At 69.4% G+C, this 25,215-nt stretch carries 22 protein-coding genes; 16 read left to right on the plus strand and 6 right to left on the minus strand.

The annotated features are described in order from the left end of the window. Positions 1–10 precede the first annotated feature (10 nt). The 8 genes from ACGFZ2_RS31675 to ACGFZ2_RS31710 are packed head-to-tail and all read left to right on the plus strand — an operon-like array spanning position 11 to position 8,041. Entirely contained in the window at positions 11–490 is a 480-nt protein-coding gene (locus tag ACGFZ2_RS31675) for a hypothetical protein (protein ID WP_393460120.1), read from the plus strand. Continuing rightward, complete coding sequence (locus ACGFZ2_RS31680; protein WP_393460123.1) at positions 487–804, plus strand: hypothetical protein; 318 nt, start codon at positions 487–489, stop codon at positions 802–804. Before ACGFZ2_RS31675 ends, ACGFZ2_RS31680 begins: the two co-directional genes overlap by 4 nt. A gap of 15 nt (positions 805–819) precedes the next feature. Further along, positions 820–1,554 (plus strand): hypothetical protein, encoded by a 735-nt coding sequence (locus ACGFZ2_RS31685; protein WP_393460126.1) that lies wholly within the window; start codon positions 820–822, stop codon positions 1,552–1,554. 45 nt (positions 1,555–1,599) lie between these two features. After that, a complete protein-coding gene (locus ACGFZ2_RS31690) occupies positions 1,600–2,796 on the plus strand; it encodes a hypothetical protein (RefSeq protein ID WP_393460129.1) in 1,197 nt (398 codons plus the stop codon). Continuing rightward, the gene (locus ACGFZ2_RS31695; protein WP_393460132.1) at positions 2,793–4,274 is read left to right on the plus strand and encodes an SCO6880 family protein; all 1,482 of its coding nucleotides are present in this window, start codon (positions 2,793–2,795) and stop codon (positions 4,272–4,274) included. The genes ACGFZ2_RS31690 and ACGFZ2_RS31695 overlap by 4 nt, the downstream gene beginning before the upstream one ends. Before the next feature lie 10 nt (positions 4,275–4,284). Continuing rightward, complete coding sequence (locus tag ACGFZ2_RS31700) at positions 4,285–5,772, plus strand: ATP/GTP-binding protein (RefSeq protein WP_393460135.1); 1,488 nt, start codon at positions 4,285–4,287, stop codon at positions 5,770–5,772. Further along, on the plus strand, positions 5,769–7,547 hold the full coding sequence (locus tag ACGFZ2_RS31705) for a type IV secretory system conjugative DNA transfer family protein (RefSeq protein WP_393460138.1): 1,779 nt from the start codon (positions 5,769–5,771) through the stop codon (positions 7,545–7,547). The genes ACGFZ2_RS31700 and ACGFZ2_RS31705 overlap by 4 nt, the downstream gene beginning before the upstream one ends. Then, positions 7,544–8,041, plus strand: a complete 498-nt coding sequence (locus ACGFZ2_RS31710; RefSeq protein ID WP_393460141.1) for a DUF4913 domain-containing protein — start codon at positions 7,544–7,546, stop codon at positions 8,039–8,041. Before ACGFZ2_RS31705 ends, ACGFZ2_RS31710 begins: the two co-directional genes overlap by 4 nt. Before the next feature lie 219 nt (positions 8,042–8,260). On the opposite strand, the gene ACGFZ2_RS31715 is transcribed toward ACGFZ2_RS31710, so the two are convergent. Beyond that, positions 8,261–9,634 (minus strand): hypothetical protein, encoded by a 1,374-nt coding sequence (locus tag ACGFZ2_RS31715; protein WP_393460143.1) that lies wholly within the window; start codon positions 9,632–9,634, stop codon positions 8,261–8,263. A gap of 175 nt (positions 9,635–9,809) precedes the next feature. Here ACGFZ2_RS31715 and ACGFZ2_RS31720 point away from each other — a divergent pair, with 175 nt between their 5' ends. Continuing rightward, a complete protein-coding gene (locus ACGFZ2_RS31720) occupies positions 9,810–12,332 on the plus strand; it encodes a helicase C-terminal domain-containing protein (RefSeq protein WP_393460146.1) in 2,523 nt (840 codons plus the stop codon). Positions 12,333–12,579: 247 nt separating this feature from the next. Here the strand turns inward: ACGFZ2_RS31720 and ACGFZ2_RS31725 are convergent, their stop codons facing one another. The 3 genes from ACGFZ2_RS31725 to ACGFZ2_RS31735 form a co-directional block, all read right to left on the minus strand. After that, a complete protein-coding gene (locus tag ACGFZ2_RS31725) occupies positions 12,580–12,756 on the minus strand; it encodes a hypothetical protein (RefSeq protein ID WP_393460149.1) in 177 nt (58 codons plus the stop codon). Between the two features lie 388 nt (positions 12,757–13,144). Beyond that, a complete protein-coding gene (locus tag ACGFZ2_RS31730; RefSeq protein ID WP_393460152.1) occupies positions 13,145–13,891 on the minus strand; it encodes a hypothetical protein in 747 nt (248 codons plus the stop codon). 276 nt (positions 13,892–14,167) lie between these two features. Beyond that, the gene (locus ACGFZ2_RS31735; RefSeq protein ID WP_393460155.1) at positions 14,168–14,917 is read right to left on the minus strand and encodes a recombinase family protein; all 750 of its coding nucleotides are present in this window, start codon (positions 14,915–14,917) and stop codon (positions 14,168–14,170) included. Positions 14,918–15,094: 177 nt separating this feature from the next. Here ACGFZ2_RS31735 and ACGFZ2_RS31740 point away from each other — a divergent pair, with 177 nt between their 5' ends. The 5 genes from ACGFZ2_RS31740 to ACGFZ2_RS31760 all read left to right on the plus strand — a co-directional run bounded on the left by ACGFZ2_RS31740 (position 15,095) and on the right by ACGFZ2_RS31760 (position 20,885). Beyond that, positions 15,095–15,532 (plus strand): hypothetical protein, encoded by a 438-nt coding sequence (locus ACGFZ2_RS31740; protein ID WP_393460158.1) that lies wholly within the window; start codon positions 15,095–15,097, stop codon positions 15,530–15,532. Positions 15,533–15,579: 47 nt separating this feature from the next. Continuing rightward, positions 15,580–15,723 carry a hypothetical protein gene (locus ACGFZ2_RS31745; RefSeq protein WP_393460160.1) on the plus strand — a complete coding sequence of 48 codons (144 nt, stop codon included), beginning with the start codon at positions 15,580–15,582 and terminating at the stop codon, positions 15,721–15,723. 2,423 nt (positions 15,724–18,146) lie between these two features. Next, positions 18,147–19,418, plus strand: a complete 1,272-nt coding sequence (locus tag ACGFZ2_RS31750; RefSeq protein WP_393460163.1) for a hypothetical protein — start codon at positions 18,147–18,149, stop codon at positions 19,416–19,418. A 145-nt stretch (positions 19,419–19,563) separates the two neighbouring features. Next, complete coding sequence (locus ACGFZ2_RS31755; protein ID WP_393460166.1) at positions 19,564–19,857, plus strand: hypothetical protein; 294 nt, start codon at positions 19,564–19,566, stop codon at positions 19,855–19,857. Then, the gene (locus ACGFZ2_RS31760; protein ID WP_393460169.1) at positions 19,857–20,885 is read left to right on the plus strand and encodes a zeta toxin family protein; all 1,029 of its coding nucleotides are present in this window, start codon (positions 19,857–19,859) and stop codon (positions 20,883–20,885) included. Before ACGFZ2_RS31755 ends, ACGFZ2_RS31760 begins: the two co-directional genes overlap by 1 nt. Before the next feature lie 313 nt (positions 20,886–21,198). Here ACGFZ2_RS31760 and ACGFZ2_RS31765 read toward each other — a convergent pair whose 3' ends face one another. After that, entirely contained in the window at positions 21,199–22,101 is a 903-nt protein-coding gene (locus tag ACGFZ2_RS31765) for a PIN domain-containing protein (protein ID WP_393460172.1), read from the minus strand. 268 nt (positions 22,102–22,369) lie between these two features. On the opposite strand from ACGFZ2_RS31765, the gene ACGFZ2_RS31770 reads away from it, so the two are divergent. After that, positions 22,370–23,302: a hypothetical protein gene (locus ACGFZ2_RS31770; RefSeq protein WP_393460175.1), complete on the plus strand. Its 933-nt coding sequence runs from the start codon at positions 22,370–22,372 to the stop codon at positions 23,300–23,302. Then, positions 23,299–23,646: a hypothetical protein gene (locus tag ACGFZ2_RS31775; RefSeq protein WP_393460178.1), complete on the plus strand. Its 348-nt coding sequence runs from the start codon at positions 23,299–23,301 to the stop codon at positions 23,644–23,646. Before ACGFZ2_RS31770 ends, ACGFZ2_RS31775 begins: the two co-directional genes overlap by 4 nt. A 159-nt stretch (positions 23,647–23,805) precedes the next feature. Here ACGFZ2_RS31775 and ACGFZ2_RS31780 read toward each other — a convergent pair whose 3' ends face one another. Then, on the minus strand, positions 23,806–24,714 hold the full coding sequence (locus ACGFZ2_RS31780) for a tyrosine-type recombinase/integrase (RefSeq protein WP_393460181.1): 909 nt from the start codon (positions 24,712–24,714) through the stop codon (positions 23,806–23,808). Positions 24,715–25,215 lie beyond the last annotated feature (501 nt).

Consider the following 25,215-nt stretch of genomic DNA (forward strand, 5'->3'; position numbering starts at 1 on the left):
ACCGTCTGCGGTGATTCCGGACAGCCAGAGTGGATGGCCGCCGGTCTGGTGGGTCGGATGCCATGGCGGCGCGGGTACGAGCACCCTGGCCCGGCTGGTCGGCTTCGGGGTCGACTTCGGTCGAGCGTGGCCACTGACGACGCCGATGGTGCCGCCCGCCCAGGTGGTGCTGGTCTGCCGCCTGTCCGCCCACGGCACCTGGGCGGCCACCGGCGCGATCGAACAGTGGCGTCGCCGCGCAGGCATGTCCAGCACGACGGCCGTGCTGGGCGTGGTGGCCGTCGCGGCCTCACCCCGACGGCCGCCGCGCATCGCCACCGAACGCCTGCAACTGCTCGGCGGATGGGCGCCGCAGGTGTGGCGCGTCGGTTGGGTCGACGCGCTCCTGGCCGCCGACGACCCGTGCGATGTCGGCGCTCCCCCCGACGTCGAAACGCTTCGCCATGCCCTCGCGCAGAAGATTCACACGAGACCGGGAGAGACCCGATGACGCTCATGGACCTACAGGTACGCCTGGGGCAGCTCCTGGCCGAGCCTGCCCCCAGCGATCCCGGTGGAGTTCCGAACCCCGGCGGAGGCGTGGCGCCTCCCGGGGTAGTGCAGAGCAACGTGCTGGAAATCCTCCAGTGGGTCGCGTGGCTCGCCACCGCAGCGTGCGTCGGCGGGCTCCTCTACAGCGCCGCGAAAATGGCCCTGGCGCACCGCCGCGGTGATGACACCAACGTCGCCCAGCTCGGGTGGGTGTTCGCGGCCTGCCTCCTGATCGGCAGCGCATCCACCATCGTCGGGGCCCTCATCGCGTAGGCCAGGAGGCCCCTCATGTCACGCTCGTCTGACTTCGCGCAGCCCCCGCCGTGGACGCGGCCGGGCTTCATCGCCGCCGCGGCGCTGGTGGTGGTCATCCTCGTCGCGGGGCTGCTGATCGCCGTTCTGTCCGGCGGCGACGACGGTGGTAACGGCACCGCGACCGGCACGCCGCCGCCCAGCCCAGCAGCGACTGGCAGCACCACGATGGAGGCGCTACCGACGGCCGCGCCGACCACCGCGCCGGCCGACGTGCGGTGGGAACTGGTCGGCCAGACGGCCGTCCCGGTCAGCGCCTCCGCCGGCCCGAACCGGACCGGCACGACCGCGTCCGGCTACGCGCACACCCCCGAGGGCGCGCTGATCGCCGCCGCGCAGATCAGCGTCCGGGCCGGCTTCTCCGCCGGCCGCCAGTCGTGGGAACCCACGATCCAGCAGCAGTTCGAGCCGACCGCCGACCGGGACCGGCTCCTGGCGGCGCTACGCGAGGCGGGCGACGCCCCGGCGCAGCCCGGCGAACTCAGCCAGATCGCCGGCTACCAGTACCAGTTCTACACCCCGGACACCGCCGTGATCGGTCTGGTCTTCCGCGCCCCGGCCGCCGGCACGCCGCGCTACCACGTGCTGTCGCTGACACTGCGCTGGCGCGACGGAGACTGGCGCATGGTCGCCCCGCCCGGCGGCGCGTGGACGTCGGTGAACCGGGAAACCTCCGACCTTGTCGGCGTCGTCGAGTGGGGTGCGCGGTAGATGCCGTGCATCCCCGCGATCGACCCGACCTGCATCCCCGGGGCCGTGCTTGAAGGTACCGCGGGACGGTTCCTCGACGAGCTGGCCGAGCAGGCCTCCCAGGCCGCCGCCGAGATGCTCAAAGCGATGGTCACCGGCTGGCTGTCCATCCCCACCCCCGAGGTGGCACAGGAATCCGGCACCGTCGCCTACCTGCGCGCCTACACCCACTGGGCGGTGGCGGCGATCGCCGTCGGGTCGGTGCTGTTCGCCGCGATCCGGCTGGCGTGGGAACGCAACGGCCGGGAGGCTGGATCCTTCGCCAAGGGCCTCGTAACGATGGTCGTGCTCGCTGGCGCCGGCGTGCCCGCCGTGCAACTACTCATCGGTATCGGCGATGCCTACTCCAACTGGATCCTCGACGCCTCCGCCGACCGTGAGTTGGGCAAGCGGCTCCTGATGTTCGCCCCGGCCGGGGCGATCAACGGCCTGTCAGCGCTGATGGTCATCGGTATCTCGATCATGATGTTCCTCGCGACGATGGTGCAGCTGTTGTTGCTGCTGGCCCGCGGCGCCGGGCTGGTACTGCTGGCCGGGTTGCTGCCGCTGGCCGCCTCAGCGGGCATCTCGGGGTCCGGGCGGGCAATCCGCGACCGGTACCTGACCTGGCTGCTCGCCCTGGTGCTCTACAAGCCGGCGGCGGCCACGATCTACGCCGCGGTGTTCTGGATGCTCGGCCACGGCCAGGACCTCACCACGCTGCTCACCGGCCTGGTCATGTTCTGCATGGCCATCGTCGCGCTACCGGCGCTGATGCGGCTCATCGCCCCGGCGGTGTCAGTGCTGTCCAGCGGCGGTTCCGGCGGTGTCGCGGTCGCCGCCGTCTCCGGCCTCGGGCAGGTCGCCTCCGGCGCGGTGCGGCTGAGCAACGCCGGCGGCGGTAAGTCGGCCGGCGGGCAGGGCGGCGTGGGCGCGGCCCGCCCCGGCGGCGCCAGCCCTTCGGCACCGGTGTCCGCGCCCCGCCCACCCGCTGCCGGCCCGGGCACGGTCGGCACCTCCGGCACCGCAGCCAGCAGTGGCACGGCGGGAACTGGCGCAGCGAGCGCCGGTGCCGGTGCCGGCGCGGCTGGCGCTGGCGCTGCGGCGGCCGGGCCGGTCGGTGTAGCAGCCGCCGCCGGGATCGCGGCAGCGAAGGCCGGCCCGGCAGCCGTGCGCAAGGTCGGCGGTACGGCATCCGGAGCGGCGGGCGGTGAGGGTGCATGAGCACCGAGGTACGGACGCCTGCGGGCGAGCAGCAGCAGCGCACCTACGGCAACTGGCGCCTCGGGCGCGGCGCCGGGCTGTTCGGGCTCGGCCCGGCCGGCACCATCGCCGCGTTCCTGGTCATGGTGCTCTCCGCAGCGATGCTGCCGATCTCCACGCTGGCCGCGCTGATCACCGCCGTCATCGGGCTGCTCGTGCTCGCGCCGCTGGCGATCCGGGTCAACGGGCGCACCGGCTTCCAGGTCATCACCGCGCGGGTGGCGTGGTGGCTGGCGCGGGCCCGCCGCCACCACGTCTACGTCTCCGGCGTGGCCTCCCGGGTCACCGCCGCGCACCAACTGCCCGGGGTGCTCGCCCGCTCCGAGGTCTACGAGGTGGAAACCGGCCGGTCTGGGCTCGTCGCCGTCGTCGTGGTGCCGCAGAGCCGGCACTACACCGTCACCCTGCGGTGTGCACCCGAGGGCATGGACCTGGTCGACCAGGCCGTCATCGACGCCCGCGTCGGGCACCTCGCGTCCTGGCTGGCGGCCCTGTCGCGGGAGCCGCAGCTCGTGCAGGCACAGGTCACCGTCGAGACCACCCCGGACCCGGGCACCCGCCTGGCCGCCGAGGTCACCGCCACATCCCGACCCGACGCGCCGTCACTGGCCCTGCAGGTCCTCGACGATGTCGTCCACTCCTACCCGGCCGGCTCGGCGAGCGTCGACACCCGCGTGTCGCTGACCTACACCGCACCGCCCGGCCGGTCTATGTCCCACGAGGACGTCTGCCGCGAGGTCGCTGCCCGGCTGCCGCACCTGCACGCCGGGCTGACCGGTGCCACCGGTGCCGGCATCGTGCCGATGTCCGCGCGCAGCCTCGCCGGGGTGGTGCGCGCCGCCTACGACCCGGCCGCCGCCCTCGACCTCGCCCGCGACCCGCAGCTCACCCCCGACTGGACGCAGGCCGGCCCGGTCGCCACCCGGGAGAGCTGGGACTCCTACCGGCACGACTCCGGGATCTCGCGCACCTGGTGCATGGTGGAGGCCCCGCGCGGGGTGGTGTACTCGCGGCTGTTCGCCCGCCTCACCGACCCGGACCCGCAACTGCTGCGCAAACGCGTCACCATGATCTACCGGCCGTATTCCCCCGCCGACGCGGCACGGCTGGTGGAGGCCGACAAGCGTGACGCCCGGTTCATGGCCGCGAAGAAGCCGCGGCCCAGCGCCCGAGACCTCACCGACCTGGCCGCCGCCGAACAGGCCGCCCAGGAAGAAGCCACCGGCGCCGGGGTCGTCCGCTTCACCGTGCTGGTCACGGCCACTGTCTCCGCCACCGACGACGGCAAGCAGCTCGACGAGGCCACCGGCATCATCCGGGCCCGCGCTGGCGAGGCCCGCCTGACGATCCGGCCGATGTACGGCTGCCAGGCCGCCGGGTTCGCCGCCGGTCTGCCCGCCGGCGTGGTCCTGCCCACCCACGCCACGATCCCCTTCTAGGACAGCGGCGATGACCCTCAGCCCTCGCAACGACACCCCGCCACCGCCACGGCGTCGACCAGCCGGCCGCCGGCCCGGCCGCCTCGGCTACGCCGCACCCGGCGGCGGCCGGTGGTCGTGGATCGAACCACCCACCGAGTACCGGGGCACCACCGTGCAGGTCTGCGGCCTGTACCCATTCGGCACCGGCGCGTCGACCCCGATGATCGGCGTGCCGGTCGGCCGGCACCTCTACACCGGCTCGGCGGTCTGCTTCGACCCGATTAGCTGGTACACCCGCGCCCGGCTGATCAACAACCCGTCGGTGTGGATCGAGGGCGAACCCGGCATGGGCAAAAGCACCGCCGTGCGGCGGATGGTCCTCGGCCTCACCGCCCAAGGCGTCACGCCGCTGATCCTCGGCGACCTCAAACCCGACTACGCCGAGCTAGTCCGCGCACTCGGCGGGCAGGTGCTGCGCGTCGGGCCCGGCCTGGACCGCATCAACCCCCTGGATGCCGGCCCGTGGCGGCAGGTCCTCGACCGCGTTGACGAGCGCACCGGCGCCGTCGTGCGCGCCGCGGTGACCGACCGGCGGCTGAACATGCTCGTTGCCTTGGCCACCCTCGTGCGGCGCGGGCCCGTCACCTCCGACGAGACCACCGTCCTAGCCGCCGCGCTGCGCTACCTCGCCGAGCGGGAGACCGACAGCCCGCCGGTGCTCTCCGACGTCCTGCGCGTCATTCGTGACGCCCCGGCCGAGGTTCGCGCGGTCACGCTATGGCAGGAAGATGGGGACGTCCCCCGGTTCCGCGAGGACACCGCCGGCTTGCACCGCACCCTGCTGGCGCTGCTGCACGGTCCGCTCGGCGACACCTTCGAGGGACAGACCACCACCGCGATCCGCCTCGACACCCCCGCCGTGTGCGTCGACATCTCCAGCATCGACGACACCGACGAGCTGCGCACCGCAGCCACCCTGCTATCCACCTGGTCCTACGGCTTCGCCCAGGTGGAGGCCGCGCACCTGATGGCCGACCTCGGCCTCGCCCCGGCCCGCACGTTCTTCACCGTCCTCGACGAGCTGTGGCGGGCGCTGCGCGTCGGCCACGGCCTGGTCGACCGCGCCGACGGCCTCACCCGCCTGAACCGGCAGAAAGGCACCGGCACCGCCTTCATCACCCACAGCCTGGCCGACCTGGAGGCGCTGCCCACCGCCCACGACCGGGCCAAGGCCCGCGGCTTCGCCGAGCGGTCCGCGGTGCTGATGATCGGTCCCTGTTCCGAGCAGGAACTCGACGCGGTCTCCCGGGTCCGGCCGCTGTCGCAGGCCGAGCGGCGCGAGGTGCTGTCCTGGTCGGCGCCGCCGTCGTGGACGGCCGCCGAGGGCAGCGGCACCGTCGGGCGCGGAAACTTCCTGATCAAGGTCGGGTCGCGGCCGGGTATCCCGGTGCACCTGGAACCCACCGAGACGGAGATGCGGCTCGGCAACACCGACTTCCGCTGGACGATGACGTGAGCCGGCCCGCCGGGCCGCGCGGTGGCCACGACGACGCGGGCCTGATCGTCGGCGGCATCGCCGCACTGGTCCTGGTCCTCGCCAGCGGCGCGTGGCTGCCCGTCGTGCTGGCCCGCCCGCCCGGATATACCGGCGGCGGGCCGATCCGGGTCGCCGCCGCGGTGCTGCGCGGTGACATCACCTGGACCACCACCTGCACCCTCATCGCCGTCGCCGAGGTGACTGTTTTGCTGCTCCTGGCCGTCGGCGGGGTCGCCGCCTGGCGGTGGGCTCGCCGGCGCCGTACCCGCGTCGACCCGGCTGCCCGCCGCATGGCCAGCCGCAGAGACCTCGCGCACCTCGGGCCGAAGGGTGTCGCCGACAGCGGGCGGCGGCTGCGGCCCAGCCTCGCCGACGTCGACCGGCCCGACCCCGACCAGCTCGGCGTGCTGATCGCCCACACCGTCGCGGGCGGGATGCCGCTGCGCCAGTCGTGGGAGGACATGGCCGTCGACATCTGGGGCCCGCGCACCGGCAAGACCACCTGCCGGGCGATCCCCGCCATCGTCGCCGCCCCCGGCCCGACCCTGGTCACCAGCGTCAAGGGCGACATCGTCGACGCCACCCGCGAGATCCGCGCCGCCCGCGGGACCGTGTGGGCGTTCGACCCGCAGCACATCCTCGGGCCCGAGCAGGGCATGTGGTGGAACCCGCTGCGGGCCGTGGCCACCATCACCGACGCCCGCCGCCTGGCCGAGCACTTCGCCTCCGCCGAACGCGAGCCCGGCGTCAGCCGCGACGCCTTCTTCGACCCCAGCTCCGAGGAACTGGTGGCGAACCTGCTCCTCGCGGCCGCCGTGTCCGGTCGGGACATCCTCGCCGCGTACCGGTGGGCCGTCAGCCCCCGCGACGACGAACCCGCGATGCTGCTCCGCGAGCACGGCTACGACCTGCCCGCCGACGCGGTCGCCGGGGTGGTCAACATGCCCGACAAGACCCGCGGCGGCATCTACGCCGGCGCCCAGAAGATGCTCATGTGCCTGACCGAGCCCGCCGTCACCGCCTGGGTCACCCCACCGGCCCGCGCTGGGGTCCTCGAGTTCGACCCGGCCGCGTTCGCCGCCTCCACCGACGTGCTGTACCTGCTGTCCCAGGGCGGCCCCGGCTCCCCCGCCCCGCTGGTCGCCGCCCTCACCGACGCCGTCCTGCGCGCCGGCGAGCTGCGGGCCCGCACCTGCCCCGGCCGGCGCCTCGACCCGCCGCTGCTGAGCATCCTCGACGAGGCCGCCAACATCTGCCGGCTACGTCAGCTCCCGGCCCTCTACTCCTACTACGGCTCCCACGGCCTGCCCATCATCACGATCCTCCAGTCCTACCCCCAGGGCGTCGACGTGTGGGGACGCGAGGGCATGCGCAAACTCTGGTCCGCGGCGAACGTCCGCACCTACGGCGGTGGCGTCGCCGACCCCGACTGGCTGGAAGAGCTGTCCAAGCTCATCGGCGAGCACGACGTCACGACCAGGTCGACCAGCAGCAGCGGATCCGGGTGGGGCCAACGGTCTGTCTCCCACGCCACCCGCCGCCAACGGATCCTCGACGTCTCCGACCTGCACGCCCTGCCCCGGGGCCGGATGGTCGTCTACGCCTCCGGCGCCCCGCCCGCGCTCGCCCGCACCGCCCCCTGGCAGACCGGCCCCTACGCGGCAGCGATCCGCGCGTCGATCGCCCGCTGGGACCCCCACGAGCGCACCGACTGGACCCTCACCCCCGACGCCCCGCCGGAGCCAACCCCATGACCCTGCCCCCGCCCGGACCGGCCGGCGACCCGGTCGCCGACCTCAGCGCCCTACTCGGCCAACTCGCCGGCGACCCGAGCGACACTGCGCCACCGGCCGCGCCGCCAGCCGCCGAGCCCACCGAGGCGGAGCCGGTCTACCGCAACGTGGAGGCGTTCGTCGGGGACTACTTCGCCCACGTCGTCGAGCGGCGCCTCGCCTCCGGCCCGGACTCCGGGCTGAACTGGTGCCCCCGCTGGTGGGCGCACCCCGAGGCGATCTCCCGCCTGTACGCGCTCTGGCGGGCCTGGGAGACCCTACGGGTGTCCGACCCACAGACCGGCATGAGCATCTGGTGGCGCGACCACCTCGACCCCCACCTCACCGCGCTCGCCGCCGAGTACGGCCCGTTCACCAGGTGTCGCCCGGACAAGCACACCGAGCCCCGGCCCCTGCCCGTCGAGCCAGCACCGCCAGAGGTTCTCGCTCAACTCCCTGACGCCGACGCCTTCTGATTCCGTGGCATCGCCGCCCGATCGGTGCCCGGACCCTCCAGCTGTAATGGCCGCGGTGGGTAGCTGGCGGCGGGCAGCGTGTCCATCTAACGGACATCTCCCTGGGGGGCCACGCATGCCGGTCCGATGCAGCGCCGCGTGGGCCCGCTCCGGAACCGACGCAGGAACGCCTCGTCCGCGTTGCCCTGAGCGTCTCCTGCTCAGGAAGTCGACGTCCCGTCAGCCAACGTGGTGGGTGCGGAAGAGATCGGCAAAGAACGCGCGCAACATCTCCCACGCGGTCGCCCTCTCGTCTAGGTCAGCAGCACCGAAGCGGAACACGTCGTAACGGGCAAGCTTGAGGTCGCGGTCTCCCCGCATCGTCTTCGCGTACACGGATGGGTCCGCGATCTCACCGGTGGCGTAGTGGTGTTTGCCGTCGACCTCCAGGACGACCCGGTGTCCACCCGGTAGCAGCATGAGGAAGTCCATACGCAGGTTCAACATCGCCTCGGCCCCACGGGCTTTCACGGTTTGGGGGTCCCAGTGCAACCACACCTCTGGCAGTAGCGCGGGCAACTCGTGGATCCGCTCGCCGTGGATGTCGTGGTAGAGGTCGAACAGCATCCGCTGCGGCGGTGACGTAGCGGGCAGACTCTGTCGCAGCCTTCGCCACAGCGTTCTCTTGGCGTCATCGTCATCATCAAGCGCCTGGGTGTCTTTCCACCATGCCTGTAGGTCACACCAGCGCAGGCCATCACCCGTGATTGGTCGGTCGTACACCAAGACCTGTTCTGCTCCGGTGGCGATTTCAATCTCGTTGTCGATCACGTCGCTCAGCCTCAGATCCGGCTTACGCGGAGCCGCGAAGATCAGAGTCTTCGGTCGGCCGCCGTGGGCCCGCGTCGAGCGCAGGCGGAAAGCGGGGTAGCCGTCGACCTCCTCGGTCTCGCTCAGCAGTAGCCCAACGCCCTTGAGCAGTGGGTTGATAGCGGCGACGATGCGGCGCTGCGCAGGCTCGTCGGGGAGCGTCTCGGCTGAGACGAGCCCTTCCAGGAATAGACCGAACCGCTTGTCAGAGGTGTCGAAGGCACCGAGGTTGTCGAACAGGTCTTCGGCCGTCCAATCGCCGGGGTTGCGATGCACATGGCGGTCGATCTGCGCACCCAAGCTCCAGCCGCCACCGTCGGACAGCAGCAGCGGGAAGGGTTCCTCACCGAGGACCCATAAGTTATCGAGCAACGTCTTGAGACGGTTGTAGAAGGGAAGGAACTCGCTTAGGTCCAGCCTGCGCGCGACGTCGCGCCTGGTCCGCTTGGGGATTGGCAGGACCGGCTCGGCGGCCCACAACACGTCCTGGATCGCATTGCGGGTACCCGGATCAACGACGCCTCGGGCAAGCATGAGCCGGGCGACCTCCGGGAGCCGTTCGCCGGGCACGGCCGTGACGCTGCGCTTCGCCCGCTCGCTCTTGGTGCCGTCCTCGGTCGGCACAGGCAACCCCACTCGGGCGAAGCCATCAGGCAGAACTCGGTGAGGGCCCGCGTGGGCGATCCTGTCGGCCGCGACGTCAATCAGCTCGCGAAGCCTGCTGAGGTCGATGTGGCTCGCCATTGGGGGATTCTGGCAGAGCGGCGTGCTGCTCTTCGCTACTCCTCCGGTGTGGACTCGGCTGGCTTACCGTCGGCGCAGGTCTGGCCTCGGCCGTTTCGGCTCGGCTGGCACCGTCTGGGCTCGGATCTACACCTTCGTGGGAGGATCGCCGGGGTTTGGGCAGAGGGGGTGGGCCGTGAGGTTCGATTTTGGTCGGCTTTCGACCGGCAACGCGATCTACAAGATCACCGATCCGGCCGCGTTATTCGACGCGCTGCCAAACAAGGCCGGCGGGTACGGGTATCTACGGGCTGTGCAGAAGACGGTTCTGGACGCCTGGTCGACTGTACGGGACCAGCGTGACGTGGTCATCAAGACCAACACCGGCGGCGGTAAGACGGTCGTCGGACTGCTGATTCTGCAGTGCTGCTTGCACGAGAAGAAGGGGCCGGCGCTGTATCTGGCCCCGCACCCCCACCTGGCGGCGCGGGTGCGCGAGGAAGCGGCCCGGCTGGGCTTGGCCGTGGTCGATGATCCAGAGGCGGTGAAGTTCCTCTCTGGAGAGGCGATCTGCGTAACCACCATGAACACACTGGTCAACGGCAAGACACGGTTCGGCCTGTCCGTGCCCGGCACGCGTCAGCCGATCGCCGTGGGGTCGATTGTCATCGATGATGCACACGCAGCGCTTGCGTCAACGGAGGAGAAGACTCGCCTCCACATCCCGCGAAGCCATCCAACCTACAACCAACTGGTGGACCTGTTCACGGAGGAACTCAAGTCGCAGGACCTCAACGGCTTCCTGGGCATCGAGACCGCGGATCCGAGTACGGTGGTACCAGTGCCGTTCTGGGGGTGGCAAGACAAGCACGAGACTGTCATGCAGATCCTGCACCCGCACCGTGAAGATTCGACGCTCAAGTGGTCGTGGCCGCTGATCGCCGACATCCTCCCGTGGTGCCAGGCCGTGGCGACCGCCCACCGATTCGAGATCGTGCCGCTATGCCCACCGATCGAGAAGATCCCCAGTTTCGCGGAGGCGAAGCGGCGCATCTATCTGACCGCAACGCTGGCCGATGACAGCGTCCTGGTCACCCACTTCGACGCCGACCCGGAAGGTGTCGGCAGGTCGATCGTTCCCGAGAGCGCTGCCGACCTCGGCGACCGGCTGGTGCTGTCGCCGCAAGAGCTAAACCCTGACATCGATCACGAGCAGGTGCGGGCGCTGGCCCTCCAGATCGCCAACACGCACAACGTAGTGGTACTGGTGCCTTCCCATGAGAAGTCTCGTGAGTGGGCGGCGCAGGCGAACCTGACCATCAGCATGGCTGACGACATCAGCGCAGCCGTCGCCCGGCTTACCGCCGGACACGTCGGCTTGGTCGTCATGATTAACCAGTACGACGGCATCGACCTGCCCGACGACGCCTGCCGACTGCTGATCATCGACAGCCTGCCCTTCGCCTACACCGGCGTCGAGCGCCGCGAGGCGACGGCGCTGCGCGACAGCGAGGCGATGGTGACGCGCCAATTGCAGCGGCTGGAGCAAGGCATGGGCAGAGGTGTACGCAGCCGCGATGACCGGTGCGCCGTACTGTTGCTCGGTCCCCGGCTGACGCAGTTGATCGCCCGTCCGGAGATCGCCGGTCGCATGTCGCAGGCGACCCGCGCTCAGCTGGACCTGTCCCGTCAGGTCGCCCGGCAACTCGAGGAAGACGGCGACGTCACGATCAACGCAATCGGCGGGGTGATGGAGCAGGTGATCGGCAACGATCCGGGCTTTCGAGCCCTGACCCGCGAAGTGCTCCTAGGCGCGACCTACAGCCCCGCATCCGTTTCGGCGTGGGACGTTCACTTGCGCCACGCCTACAACCACGCCACCCAAGACCGGCTCGGCGAGGCGGTGACCCATGCCCGAAAAGCGGTCGAGGAAGCCCATAAGGCCGGTGACGTAGCCCTAGCCGGCTGGCTTGGGGAGACCTACGCAACGTATCTACACGCCGTCAGCCCAACCGGAGCACAGGAGGCCCTGTCCGAAGCTAGAAAGGCCAACCGCGCGGTGCTACGCCCCCGGGGCGGCGTGGCTTTCCAGCGCATCGAGGTGCCGTCATCGCAAGCCCAGCAGGCCGTTGACTTCCTCACCAAGCGGTACGACAACGGCCCGCAGCTCATACTGGGCGTCACCGCCGTGTTGGACGACATCGCATGGGACAACACGCGCACAGCCGAGGCGGAGGCAGCTCTGGCCGAGTTGGGCGAACACATGGGATTCACCGTCCAGCAGCCAGAGCGCGACTTCAATTCTGGACCAGACGTGCTGTGGAGCATGGGCGGGCATCGGTATGTAGTGATCGAGGCGAAGACCGGCGCGACCGCGCCGAAGATCTGGAAGGACCACATCAACCAGCTCAGCGGCTCAGTCAATTGGTGCCGCAGCAACTACGGCGGCGACGCAAAGATCACGCCGGTGCTCGTACATCCGACCCACGTGGTCGACTCCGCAGGTACTGCCCCTCTTGGCACCCGGGTCGTCAGCAGGAACAAGCTCAAGGGCCTCAAGGCCGCAGTACAGAAGTTTGCCCGGGCGCTGGCTCACGAGGATCGGTACCGCGACCCCGCTGCCGTCGAGGCCCAACTGGCTGACCTACAGCTAGCTGGCGAGACACTGCTCAACGCCTACGCAGAGACCGCCTACCGCGAGCCAGCCTCGACGATGTAACGCCACCCCGAGGTGTTGGGCCTGGCAGCCGGCGGCGACCTGGCGTTATCGGACGGGCCCGTCTTGCAGGGCGGTCTGGTCGTCTCGTTGGGCCGGAATGAGGCGAGGCAGGGCGGTGTACAGGGTGCTGCGAGAGACACCGAGGAGCTTGGCGATCGAGGTCATCGTGCGGATCGGCTCGGCGAGCAGTTGACCTCGAACAGCAGCACCGCGTCATGCCAGAGCGTGGGGTTCAGATGGGCGGCGGTCACAGGCTCACCGTCCACCGGTAGTTGTAGCCGTCCGGCTGCCACGGGTACGGGTTGAACATCCGCGTCTGCTTCAACACCCGGGTACCAGGCGGCAGCAGTCCAGCGCCGACGAACACGGTGAGCGCGTCCTCGATCGTCTCGCCGTCGGTGAAGGGCCATCTCTCGGCAATCATGAGAGCAGGCGAGCTCGGTCAGCCCGTGCCGGTGTCGCCGTTGACGGGCGGGTGGTACGTCGTTGACGAGCACCGACGGCAGGTCCATCTGTCATGGCCACGATGGGTATTCGGCGGCGGGCATGGACACGAGGTCCAGCCAACGAACACATTTCCCACGATCAACGGGTGCCGCTCGGCACCGGAGCAGTGCGTGGGGGTGGGTGCGACGAACTGCCGCTGTCCCGCCCTGTTCATCCGCACTTCGTGGGCCAGCGCGTCGCAGTGTGGGCACGTCGGCACCGGTCCGTCGGTACATGGCCGGATCCGCCCGTGCGTGCCGCAGGTCCAGTCACCCGCCCGTAGCGACGGCGTCAGCCGACCCCAGTCCACGCTCATCCCCCGAACGCTAGGACTTCTTGCGCAGGACACCCGTCGAGAGCCACTGCACCAGTAGCACGGCGAGGTGCACAGCGGCCTCCGCCTCGTCCTGGTTCTGCCGGCGCGACTTCGGCGCCCCGCCGTGCCGGGAGAGCTGGGCGTGCCACAGCGCCTCCATCATCGAAACGATTGGCCCAACCTCGCTCGGCTGGCCGTCCTTCCCTGGCAGCATCAGCTCCCACTTGTGCGGGGCGTTCTTGCCCAGCTCCCCGATGACCGTCCCGAGGGTGGCCGAGTTCGCCGCGGCCTTCTTCTGCTCGACGAACGGGCAGGCCACCTCTTCTACCGCCCGGATCGCCTCGTTGAAGACCTTGTCCGGGTCGGGGCTCAGGCCGTACGCCGCAGTCCACGCCGCACGTAGGTGATCTGCGGCAGAGGCGGAGGCGCTCTTGATCGCCGCGTCGACGGCAGCCTGCGTCGTGTCATCCACCCGGCGAACTAAGCAGTGCTGCTCGAAGTCGCATCGGTAGAGGGACCCGCCATCCTTCAGCAGAAGGTCCAGGGCAACGAGGGAGCCGACAACGTCCTCCCTCGTCATGCGGTGCTGGTCCCACAGCCGGTCTCCGTCCAACCCCCATGCCGGATGTAGCTGAAGCACGGCGTCGATGATCGCCAGCAGGTCCTGGCTGGGATCCCTGACCAACTGGTCCTTGTGCTTCTCGTAGTACCGGGAGTCCTGCCACAGATGAAGTCGGAGCATGACACGCTGCGCCATCGACTCGCTGATGCTTTGGTTCAACCATGCGCGGAGCGGCTGATCCAGCCAATCTGGCACTCCGTCGTGGAGGGTCGTGTCCAAAGGCTTCCCAGCGAGCCGGTCCCTGAAGGGCTGGAAGGAGCGTGCTGCGGTCACGGGGCGAGGTTACTCCGTGGGGGCGACAGCCCGAACATGCTTAGAGTGACCCGTCTAGCGCTTCCACTCGACCACGTAATTCCGCTGCGACTGGGTCAGACCAGGCGGCGCTGAGTCGTCATTCCGGTTGGCCAGTGGTCAACTGCACTGCGGTGAGGATGGGCAGGTGGGTGCCGGCGAAGGCGCGGCCGGCGGATAGTGCAGGGCGGCCTGGTCGTCGCGTTGGGCCGGAACAAGGCCAGGCAGCGCACTGTACAGGGTGCTACGAGAGACGCCGAGGAGCTTGGCGATCGAGGTCATCGTGCGGTTCGGCTCGGCGAGCAACTGTAGCGCGTACGCGACCTTCTCCGGGGTCATGGCCGGCGGCCGGCCGAGGCGTTGCCCGCGGGCACGTGCGGCGGCCAGGCCCTCGTTGGTGTTGGCCACGATGATGGTCCGCAGGAATTCGGCCAGCGCGGCGAAGACGTGGAAGACGAACATCCCGCCTGCGGTAGTGGTGTCGAGCTTCTCGTGCAGGGACTGGAAACCGACGCCGTGGCGCTTGAGCCGACCGACGATGCCGATCAGGTCCTCCAGCGAGCGGCCGAGCCGGTCGAGCGAGACGACGGTGAGCACGTCGCCAGGCCGGATGTACTCGAACACCTTGGCTAGCTCGGGCCGGTCGGTGTTCTTCCCGGAGGCCTTGTCGAAGAAGCACTTGGCGCAGCCGGCCGCAGTCAGTGCGGCTTGCTGGCGGGCGAGGTTTTGCTCGCGTGTGGAGACTCGCCCATAGCCGACGAGCACACCTGCGAGCGGAGTCGGAGCGAGCAGGTCGTCCTCGGTGGACGTGGGAGTGACGGTCACGCCGCCCAGGGTGCCCAACAAACCCGTCGTCGCGTTGTTGGACACGCCGACTTCTCGGACGGGTTTTTCGGACGCGATACACCCGCTCCGGCGGCAGATCTTGATCTCGTCCGAGAAACGATCGTTTCTCAAACAAGATCAGAAACCCGGAGGGCGCGAGGCACGAAATGCAGCACGCGCAATATCTTGCGATCATCACAAACAAGTGCGCAGAATGTAGGCATGACTCGACGAGACATCTTCACCGACGTGGCCGCGATCCTGTACCCGATCCCGCAACCCGACCCCGGCGAGGAGCACGACGACGGCTTTCTCGCGGCGCGGGACGAAGCTGCCGAGGACCAAGAACGTGCTGCCGAGAACCTGCGGGCCGCGTGGGACGGAGGCGACCAGGACCCGCTGATCGGCGCGCTGGCCGGTGCCCGCCGCGCGAAGGAGGAAGCCGAGCAGCGAATCCGCGAGTTGATCGCCTACGGCCGCGAATTCGTCCAACCCCGCCCCTACACGCTGGGCGACCTGGCCGCAGCCGCCGGCATGTCCATCTCCGGCGTACGCACCGCCTACAGCCACCGCGACGTCGCCCAGGTCGCCGACGCCACCGGCGCCAAGCCCCGAGAGTGGCGAGCCCTCGATCCCGAGGACGGGCAGGCAACGGCATGAGCACAGCGGCCTGCCTCTGCCCAATCCGCTGGCGGCGCCTCTACGCCATGATCGAAGGCACTCGCCACGAGGTGGAACCAAGTCTCGGCGACACCGCGACCAGCCTGCTGTTCCGGGCCTGGTGCGCTGGCTGCGGCGCCGAGTACACCCACCCGTTCCGCATCAGCGCTACGCGGCACCAGGCGGCCTGACCGGGCCGCCCCGTGACCTCAATTGCGCTGGCCGGGCCGGACACGACACCGACTCGATACCCACCGCCAGGACGGGTGTCGGTGACGGCGGAGGTCGACGGCGACGGCCAGGAGACGGGCCTGTTCATGTGATGTACGAGACCGGGGTCGACGCCCGGGAGCCGCAGTACGGTCTATCCGGGAGTGGGTCACCGCGGCCGCGCAGGTTCACCCGGCGGTGCGCCGGCTCTCGGGTCGAAGAACCGCGAGGTGAGGTGGGTCAGTGGGGAGGGCCAGGCGGTGTCGTACGAGCCGATCCCGGGGGCCGCGGCGTCGCCGACGGCGGGGGTGCCGCCGTGGAGAGCATGTCTCGGTGGCGGTCGGCGGACGGCCTGGCGTGGCAGCGGCCGGAGCGTCCGAGTTGGGCGGTCGCTACGGGCGCGGCGCCGTGGTAGTAGTCCTCGCCGAGTGAGTTGATCTTGCGCTCTGACGCTATCTGCGGCGGCTGGATAGTGTGCGCACGCAACCGGGGGTCGTCCTCCAGCCGGGGGTGTTGATGGCAGGCCCGGAGGGCCGGGCTCGCCATCAGCAAGCCTCGGGGTTTGGCAGGTTGGCGATGTCGGGCATCCCGCCCACTACTTACCGGTAGGTATGGCATCTCGCGCATCAGCTAGCGCGTCCTAGGACACGGGTTGTGGCCGTCGTCACATCAGCGTTTTGCCTGCTCAGTGCCTATAAAGACCCCGGTTTAGGGGTGCAGATGCTGCCTTGCTGGGCTTTCGCTCTGTCGGAGCCTGTGCAAAACTTCGCACTGCAAGTTGGTCTGGCGTAGGACCCACAAGTAACTTGCTGGAGTAAAACGAGCTGTAACCTGGCTCTATAAACGGACGAGGCGGACCCTGATCCACTGGGCTTCCCTCCCAGCGGGGATCCGCTCCGCCGCGCTAACGCACCGAGTCGTGGCCCTGCCGTTTAGGTGGGGTCACTTCGGTTCGGGGCTCATGGGTCACATCAGCCCCGTATCCCGGAGGACGGCGTAGACCGCCCCCACGGCGGCGGCAACCCGCGTCACCGCGGTCGCCACCTTCCCGATGATCCGCCACCGGTCGGTGCCGTCTCGCCGAGGTTTCTTACCGCGCCGGCGCACTGGCCGCCGACCCGAGGGTGTTTCCACCGATGTCCTTCCGTCGCAGTAGGTCCGCGTGGACCCGGGAGCCGCGCTCCCGATCGGCGAGCGCGGTGTGTGCGACGGAATTGATCGGTGCGGTCCTCAGCCTAATGGTCACGGCACTCAAGCCGTACCCAACCTGCGTCGAACCGGGTACAGCCTAGGCCCCACCTGGTGACGCTGCGCAACCTCGTCTTGGTGATGGTCGGAGCACGGAACGTCACCAATGGACGGCTCACCAGCAGCAACGCCTGCTGGGGACCCTCATGAGGGTCACAAAATCGCCGTCAAACGGGAGCGCTTTCACCCGATATAAGCCACTCGCACCCCTACCGAGCGCGCATAAGACGTAACTAACTGCACCCTAACGTGGTGCGTCCGGCCCGGAGACGCAACCGGTCTCAGCAGTCGATGACCCCCGGTCAGGAGGTGAACGATGGCAGTGCTGCTTCCGGACGGCCAGTGCGTCCTCCATCGACAGCCCCCACCCGCAGGCCAGGGACGCCCACGGCACGCCCCTGCCCGGCAACACCCCACCTGTCGGGCCGGCGGATGGTGCTGCGACCCGGCAGCCAGACGGGTCTCTTGCTGGAGGATGCCTTCGTAGGTCGTCAGGGCGGGCGCCTCGATGCCGAGCGTGGGGGCTTGCGTCGAGGCTGCCGACGATCACCGCGTGCCGGTCGCCGAGCAGCGATGCGATGATCGCGCCGGCGCCGGCCCACGACACGTCCGTTTCGGACATCGGCATCGTGCTGGGGTGGCGCTGAAGGTGGGTGTTGTGCGCGAAGGTTAGCGTCGGTCCGCGATGCGCCTCGGCCGAGCGCACGCCTTCTGCCTCCAGCAAGATCACCCCCTGTTGTCTCAGATGGTGGACCGGATCAGCGAGACGTCCCTGGGCGCGGGCGCCTGGTCCAGCGTGGTGGACGACGGTGTCGGGGCTTGTGCCGACGGGGTTGACCTGGGCGGTCTCTTTTGCCGTCAGCCGGAGCGTAAGGGCGCACAACCAGTGCGCTGATAACCGCTGCGGCGCGCCGGAACCCGGCTGTGTACTGCACTCTGTCACCACCGTCTCGCATCATGTATAGATGGCGGGTGCTCCACGCTGATCAGGCGGCCAACCGACCCCACGCGGAGCACCCTGACCGACCAGCCAGTCAGCACCGATCGGCACGGATAACCCTCCCCGGCGCCCGCAATGTCGGGAAAGGGAACCCGGCAGACTCCCGACAACATCGCCGTTGCCGGGCCCACCTCTCGTGCCTCAAGGACGATCCGAATGAGCACCGCCGCTCACCGCTCGCCTGACCGCAACACCCGCCCGTACGTCGTGGACGAAGCCACGATCCGGCGGCGCAGCGCCAACCCCGACGCTGCCGAGTACACCCTCTACGTGCGTAGCCTCATCGACGACTACCTAGGCATCGGCGGGCAGTCGGCGATTATCCGCAACGCCCGCAAGCGTCGTCTGGACTTTCCCGGCTTGAACCGGCAGAAGCTGTCCGAGCAGCTCAGCCGTTACCGCCTCGGCCCGACGTGGGAGATGACCGAGCTGATCATTGGGTGTCTGCCGGACAGTTGCGACATCGCCAGCATCCGGGCCCTCGCCGCGGGTTGGTACGAGTGTGCGCGCGGTCACCGGCCCCACGGCTACAACGGCCCGGTCAGCCGGCCGCCTGGCAAACCGGGCCAGCGCAACGTGCCCGAGAGCGAGCCGGTCGTGCCGGTCCTGCAGCGCAAGATCGCCCGGCTGCAGGACCGCCTCAGGGAGGAGACTGCACGCTACATCGACAACCTGCGGGCCTCGGAGAACAGCCGCAACTACGAGGTGCGCCGCGCCAACCAGCTCGAAGCGCAGTTCCACCAGACCAGGGACGAGCTGCTCCGGGTGAAGACCATCGCCGCGGAGGTCGCCACCCTTCGGGAGGATTACGCCCGCCAGTGCGTCTACCTGGAACTCATCGCCGCGCCGGCTCTGCGCGGCAAGCCGATCATCGACCTGCCGGAACCGCCCGCCGCCCGCCGCCGGATCCGCCTTGGGCACCTGGTGGCCACCATCGACCCCCAGGCCCCGCCGGCGCGGCGGGCGCTGGCCCGCTACCTGTGCGTCTACGCCGAGTTCGCCGGCGTGTCTCCCACCGAGCTGGCCAGCAGGGCCGACATCGCCGCGACGGTGACGATGGACGTCCTCGCCGGGCGCTTGGTGCCCACCACCGCTCACGCCACTCGCCTGACCGCCGTGCTGGACTGCGTGCCGGAAACCCTGCGGCACCTGACGACCGCCGCCAGCAACGCCACCGCCCTCGACGAGTGCTTCTGGAACATCGCCAGCACCGTCGACCAGACCATTTCATCAGCGCACGTCCCCGGCGCTGGCGGGGCTGTCGGGTCGGATCCCGACAACCGCGCAACACACCCGCACACCGATCCGACACCACCGTCCAGCCCGATCGCCGAACGGCTCCGGCAACTCGCCACCCTCTACCGCGACGGGCTGATCAGCGACGGTGAGTACGCCGAACAACGCGAGCGCATCCTCGGCGAGCTGTAGGACCTGCCCGTCGAGCCGGCGCCCACCAGAAGTGCTCGCTCAGCTTCCCGATGCCGACGGTCTGTGATTCCCCCGGCATCAACGGACCCGCTACACCTTGATCAACACCGATACGCTCGTCCTGACTAACTAGGAGGTACGAACCATGACCGAGCAGTCTGTGCTGGCCAACCTGGGCCAGTTCGAGTGGGACTCGACCGAGTCCGTTTCGTACGAGGTCGCCATTGAGGCGGTCAGCCAGGCGGCCGCCGCCATCGCCCCGCTCATTGCCACCGCCCGGCAGCACGACGACGACGCCGCCGTCGCGGAGTTGGTCAGCCTGCGGAAGCAGTGCATCGCCGCGCGTAACGAGCTGCGGCCGACCGACCACCAGGCGGTCGCCGACGCCACGCAGCGCTACCGGGCTCTGGCCGAGCAACTCGGTCGGCGTGCTGCCTGATGCCGATCGACCCGAGACGCTACCTGCTTCCCGAGGAGCAGTCGCAGCGGATCTTCCGCGAGGAGATCGCGTCGGAGGAACTCGCCCACGGGGTGTCCCAAGACCAGCCGGTGGTCGTCTTTGTCGCCGGGCAGCCCGGCGCGGGCAAGACCATGACCACCGAGTCGGTCAAGCGTGAACTCGATCAGCGTGGCGGCGCGATCGTGGTCAACTCCGACTTCTACAAGCCCTACCACCCTGAGTACAGCAGGCTGCTGCGGGAGGACGACCGCAACGCCGCGCCGTACACCAGCATGGACGGACGCCGGTGGATGGCTGCGGCCGAGCAGTACCTCATCGACCGGCGAGTCGACACGATCATCGAGACGACGATGCGGGACCCCGGAGACTTCCTGGAGCCTGCGGCGATGTTCCGCGCGGCCGGCTACCGGGTGGAGGCCGCGATCATGGCGGTGCCCGAGCCGCTCAGCAGACTCGGCATCGTCCACCGCTATCACGACCAGGTCCAGAAGCTCGGCCACGGCAGATTGACCGCTCGGGACAACCACGACGCCTCCTACCAGGGTGTCCGCCAGGCCGCCGAGGCGATCGACCGGGAGCGGGTGGTCGACGTCGCCACCGTCTACCGGCGCGGCAACCACCAGCTGCACATCAACTACCTCGACGCCGCCGGCTCGTGGCGCTGGCTGGCAGGCACCGCTGTGGCCATCGACGCTGAGCGCCAACGGCAGTGGACCCCAGAGGAGACCAAGAAGTTCGCGGCCACGGTCAAGCAGCTCACCGACGAGATGGGCCCCGAGTGGTACGGAGAGCTCCGGGACATCGTCCGGCTGGCGACACCTCTCGCCGACCCGCAGACGCCGCTGCCTCAGATCGTCGACGTCTCTCCCGGGATCACGGCGGCCGCGCGGGCCTTCCCGACCAGCACCCGTCAGTCCCTACACCGGCAGCCGGCGGTGCGCGACGCCGAGTCGGCGCCACCGAAGCCGAGCCGTGGAGCCTCCAGAGGCGAGGAACCCAGCCGCTGACTCAGGGGATTCCAGAGGCAGGTGGTAGGTGGTCGACCCAGTACCGCCGGCACGTCCATCTGGCACCCTTAGATATCCGGCGCCGCCAGGCCGGCATGATCGGCGCAACCATCGGACCCGCACCTCGCCGCGCTGGCCGCCGAGCATGGCGTCCAGCCGGTGCGGCTGGCACACCGAGCGCCGAACCAACGAGCGGTCGGCTGGCGGTGTCAGGATCCGAACATGTGCCGGTCTGCGGCCCGCGGGGCATACCCCGGTCGTTCGCCGTCTGAAAGCCGAGGGTCGGAGACTCTGCCTTACCCAAAGTCCATGATCATTCCGAACGGTCCGCTGCCCTCTGCTTCGGCCGTCGCGGCTGCTTCGTTTCTTCCATCTCAGGCTCCTGCTTCAGCTTGATGTCCTTGAGGCCGGCGTTGTGGGCGCGCATCGCCATGCCCGTGTCGTAGGTGACTAGGTGGACGGGCCGTTCGGCGAGCGTCTGCAGGACGACAGCGCGGTCGATGATCTCGTCGTCTGGCCTCGACTGTCGGAGGTGCCCAGGTGAGTCGAATAGGACGTCGAGCCTGACCCGGCCTCGGGGAGTTTCGTTGTCAGAGAGGTCAGCAGGCCGGATCAGGCCGCCGTTGCGGAACAGGCGGTCGATATAGGCGACGCCGTACCGGGCGCGGGCCCGCCCCTTGCCGTCCCCGGTCCGCTTGAGGCGGTCCAGCTCGTCGACCACGACCATTGGTACGACGATGCGGAGCGGCTCGAACGCCCGGTAGATCAACGCATGGACGTCGAGGTCCTCGATTTCCTGCGGGTGGTGCATAAACACGTTGGTGTCGAGCACGACCAAGAGGTCGTCGCCCTCGAATCGCTGCGTCTGCTGCTGGAGGTCGGCGATCGTGGCGCCGAAGTCGTCCACCCGCTCGGTGAGCTGCTGGTTTACCAGTGCCCTGACGATCCGGGGGCCGGTCGTCGCCACGGCCAGGGAGGAGAGCGACGAGAGCACCACCTCGTAGCTCTTCGTGGGAACGAGTCGATCCAGGTCGCTGGGCCGGATCTGGCTGCGTAGCCGGCGACGGGCCTCCTGGACCCACTCCAGGTAGGCGGTGGCGCGGTCCTCGGCGCCCTGCTGACCGCCGCCCTGTTGGTTTTCGATGGCGAAGCGGAGTTCGGTCAGCGCACTGAGCAGGGCCTTGTGACTGGCCCCCGGGATCGGGTTGATGAGCACCTCGCGATCCTTCACCGCCTGGCCGGAGCCGCGCTACCCGAGGCGTCGGCAGCCGAGTGCCCCGTAGCGCGCAGCACGGTGGCGGTGTCCGCGGCCTTGCGGACCTGTACGCCAGCACCGCTGGCGGCCCCCGGGGCGGTAGGCGCGGCGCGGTGCGCGGCGCGGTGCGCGGCCGGGGCCCGCTCCACCTGACACCGACGCCAAGTGTGACAGCCTTCACAGTAGGGCGATGGGGGTTTTCAGCACATGAAGCGCATAGGCGAGGGACATGCCCTCGTATGACAGCCTGCAACCGCAGGGCAGGGCGGGATTTATTGTCCGCTCTGCCGAAAACTCGTTCACCGACCCTATCGCCGACTTGCTGCAGCAAATCGAGGCGGACATCGAGCTCGAGTCCTCACCGGACCGCCGTAGAGCGGAATCCCGGCTGGCCGACCAGCGCCTCGTCGAGCAGGTCCGCTTCGAGATGACTCTGAAACGAGAGTGGGACGGCGTCGCTCACCGTCAGCTCTTCAACGACCTATGGCTGTACGCCCTGCCCGTGGTCAAAGCGTTCCTCAAGAGGAACAAGATGCGGCAGGTGCTGCAGCGCTACGCCCCCGAACGCGCGGTCCCCATGCGGCCCGAGGACATGGTCGTGCTGGCCAACTCCGACGAGGCCCGCACCGAGCTAGCACTCGACATCATCGCTGCTGCGGTCGAGAACTTCCGTCACCGCGCCATCGGCCAGCGCAAGTGGAAGGCGTCGATGGGCGGCGCCTCGCTGCGCACCTACTTCATCGGCACCTGCGCCCTCGCCTTCCCCCGCGCGTACAAAAAGTGGTCCAAGGCCCGCGCCGGGGAGCTGGAGCGGCTGGCAACCCAGCACGAGATCGACTTCGAGGAGATCGGCGGGATCATCGCCCGCGACCTCGCCGACCCCGCTGCCATAGCGGGCATCCGCGTCGACCTCCAGAAGATCGTCGACCTGGCGACGCCCACCACCAAGCTCATCCTCGGGATGCTGGCCCACGACATGACCCAAGTGCAGATCGCCGACGAGCTTGGTCTCACTGTGCGCGCGGTGAACCGCCGCCTAGCGCACTTCCGCCAGCGCGTCGCCAACCCGATTCGTCCCCAGAACGGACGTAAGCCCATCGGATCGAAGAGACCTATCAGGTCGAACGGGCTCCACCGATCGAACCGGGGGGCCGTAGCATGAAGGTCTCCACCCTGGCCGGCGGACTCGGTTTCACCGGACTGGCCAACATCATGGCCGGTGCGATCGGCGCGCCCTGGTGGGCTCTCCTGACGGTCACCGTCCTCGGCATCATCTGCACCACCGTCATCGGCCTCGCCCAGGTGCTCATGCCACACGAGTCACACGACAAGGTGCTGCTCTGGAACGGATTCTGGGAGTACCGGGAACGGCGCCGCACGAGCGTTACCGCGAAGAAGCGTCGTGCGCATCGAGCCGTAGGCGCCACCGCCAGGAAGGAAGCTAACGTCATCGACCTGCCCCGTTCGGGCACGACCAGCGAACGAACGCCTGCTCGATCACCGTGAACCTCAAGGCCGTGGCGCCGAGGGCCTGGTTGAGGCGGGATGGGCTGGCTTGTGTGTGCCCCGCCCCGGTGGTCACCGCGGGCCCTCAGCGCAGACTACGACGCCGAAGTGCGCCGTAACCGTCTTAGACGGTTTCGGCGCGCTGTCATGGGGCGAGGACTAGTCGAAGATGCGCTCAACGACGGCGGCCTGCTCGGCGGCGCCGGCGCGGAAGTAGCGGGCGGTGGTGTCGAGAGAGGCGTGGCCGAGCAGGGCTTGGACCTGGGCCGGGTCGGCGCCGCCTTGGCGGAGCCGGGTGGCGTAGGTGTGGCGCAGTCGGTGCGGGCGCAGTCCGGGCAGGCCGACGTCGGCGCCGACGGCGAGGACGATCTGGGTGATGCCGGAGGTCGTGAGCCGGCCGCGTTGCCCGGTCCACAGCGGCCCCGGCTCACCGCCCCGGTGGCGGATCCAGGCGGTGAGCCGGTCGCGGGCCGGGGCCGGCACCGGGACCTGGCGGACTTCGTCGCCTTTGCCGTGCAGGCGGATGGTGCCGGTGCGGGCGGTGAGGGCGAGGTCGTCGACGTCGAGGCGGGCGCACTCCTCCGCCCGGGCGCCGGTGTAGAGCAGCACGGTCACGATCGCGGCGTCGCGGACGCCGCGGCGGTCAGCGGCGCGTTCCACCGCTCCCTGCTCCTTCGGCGTCAGCGCGTCGGGCTCGCCGGGGCGCGGCACCCGGGCCCGCTTGACCTTCAGCCGCAGGCCGGCGCCGACCTCGTAGAGAAGGTCGACGGCGGCGAGGGCCTGGTTCACGGTGGACGGGCTGGCCTTGGTGGCGATGAGGTGTCGGCGCCAGGCGGTGACGGCGGCCTCGGCACCGACCTGGTCGACGAAGGCGTCCGGGTGCTCGCCGGCGTGCTGGCCGAGCCAGGCGGCGTACGCGCCGGCGCGGGCCCGGTACGCCTTGGTGGTGTTGGCCGCCAGGGCGCACCGGTCGAGGTGCCGGTGCAGCGCCGCGAGGGCCCGGTCGACGGCAGCGGCCGGGCCGTCGGGTCGTAGCGGGACGACCTTCGCCGTCGCGGTCCGGGTCATAGCCGCCACCGTCCTTCTTATCCGCTGAGTTTCAGCCGGTCCTTCAGCCACCGCTGAAAGACGTTATCCGCTGAGATCCTAGGCGGACTCAGCGGATAAGGACAGTTATCCGCTGAGGGCGGCGAACACGGATGCCGCACTCCCCAAACTCCGGCCGCACGGCCAGCAACGGAGCGCGCCGCCTGACTCGCTGGAGAAACGCATGGGTTGAATCCGCACCCCGAACGCTGGCGACGGTCTTGGCCTCGAGGTGGCATGGTGAGCATGGGTACGACCTGCGAGTGGTCGCCACGCCCAGTGATGTGTGGGAGAAGGTCAAGCCCGATGATGACGCTGAGGTCGAAGTAACAGAGTTCCTTGTTCACGATGTTGACCCGCTCGCGATCCTCTGGCAGATGGACGCACGTGTTCGAGTTGAAGATGCGGCTTCGCGGGGCTCGGCGGTCGCCAGATGCGGGTCCGGGCGTTGTCTGACTTCCTTCAGAGCTGTTCGTAGATGAG

It is taken from the genome of Micromonospora sp. NPDC048063 (assembly GCF_043202855.1).
Taxonomy (GTDB): Bacteria; Actinomycetota; Actinomycetes; order Mycobacteriales; family Micromonosporaceae; genus Micromonospora.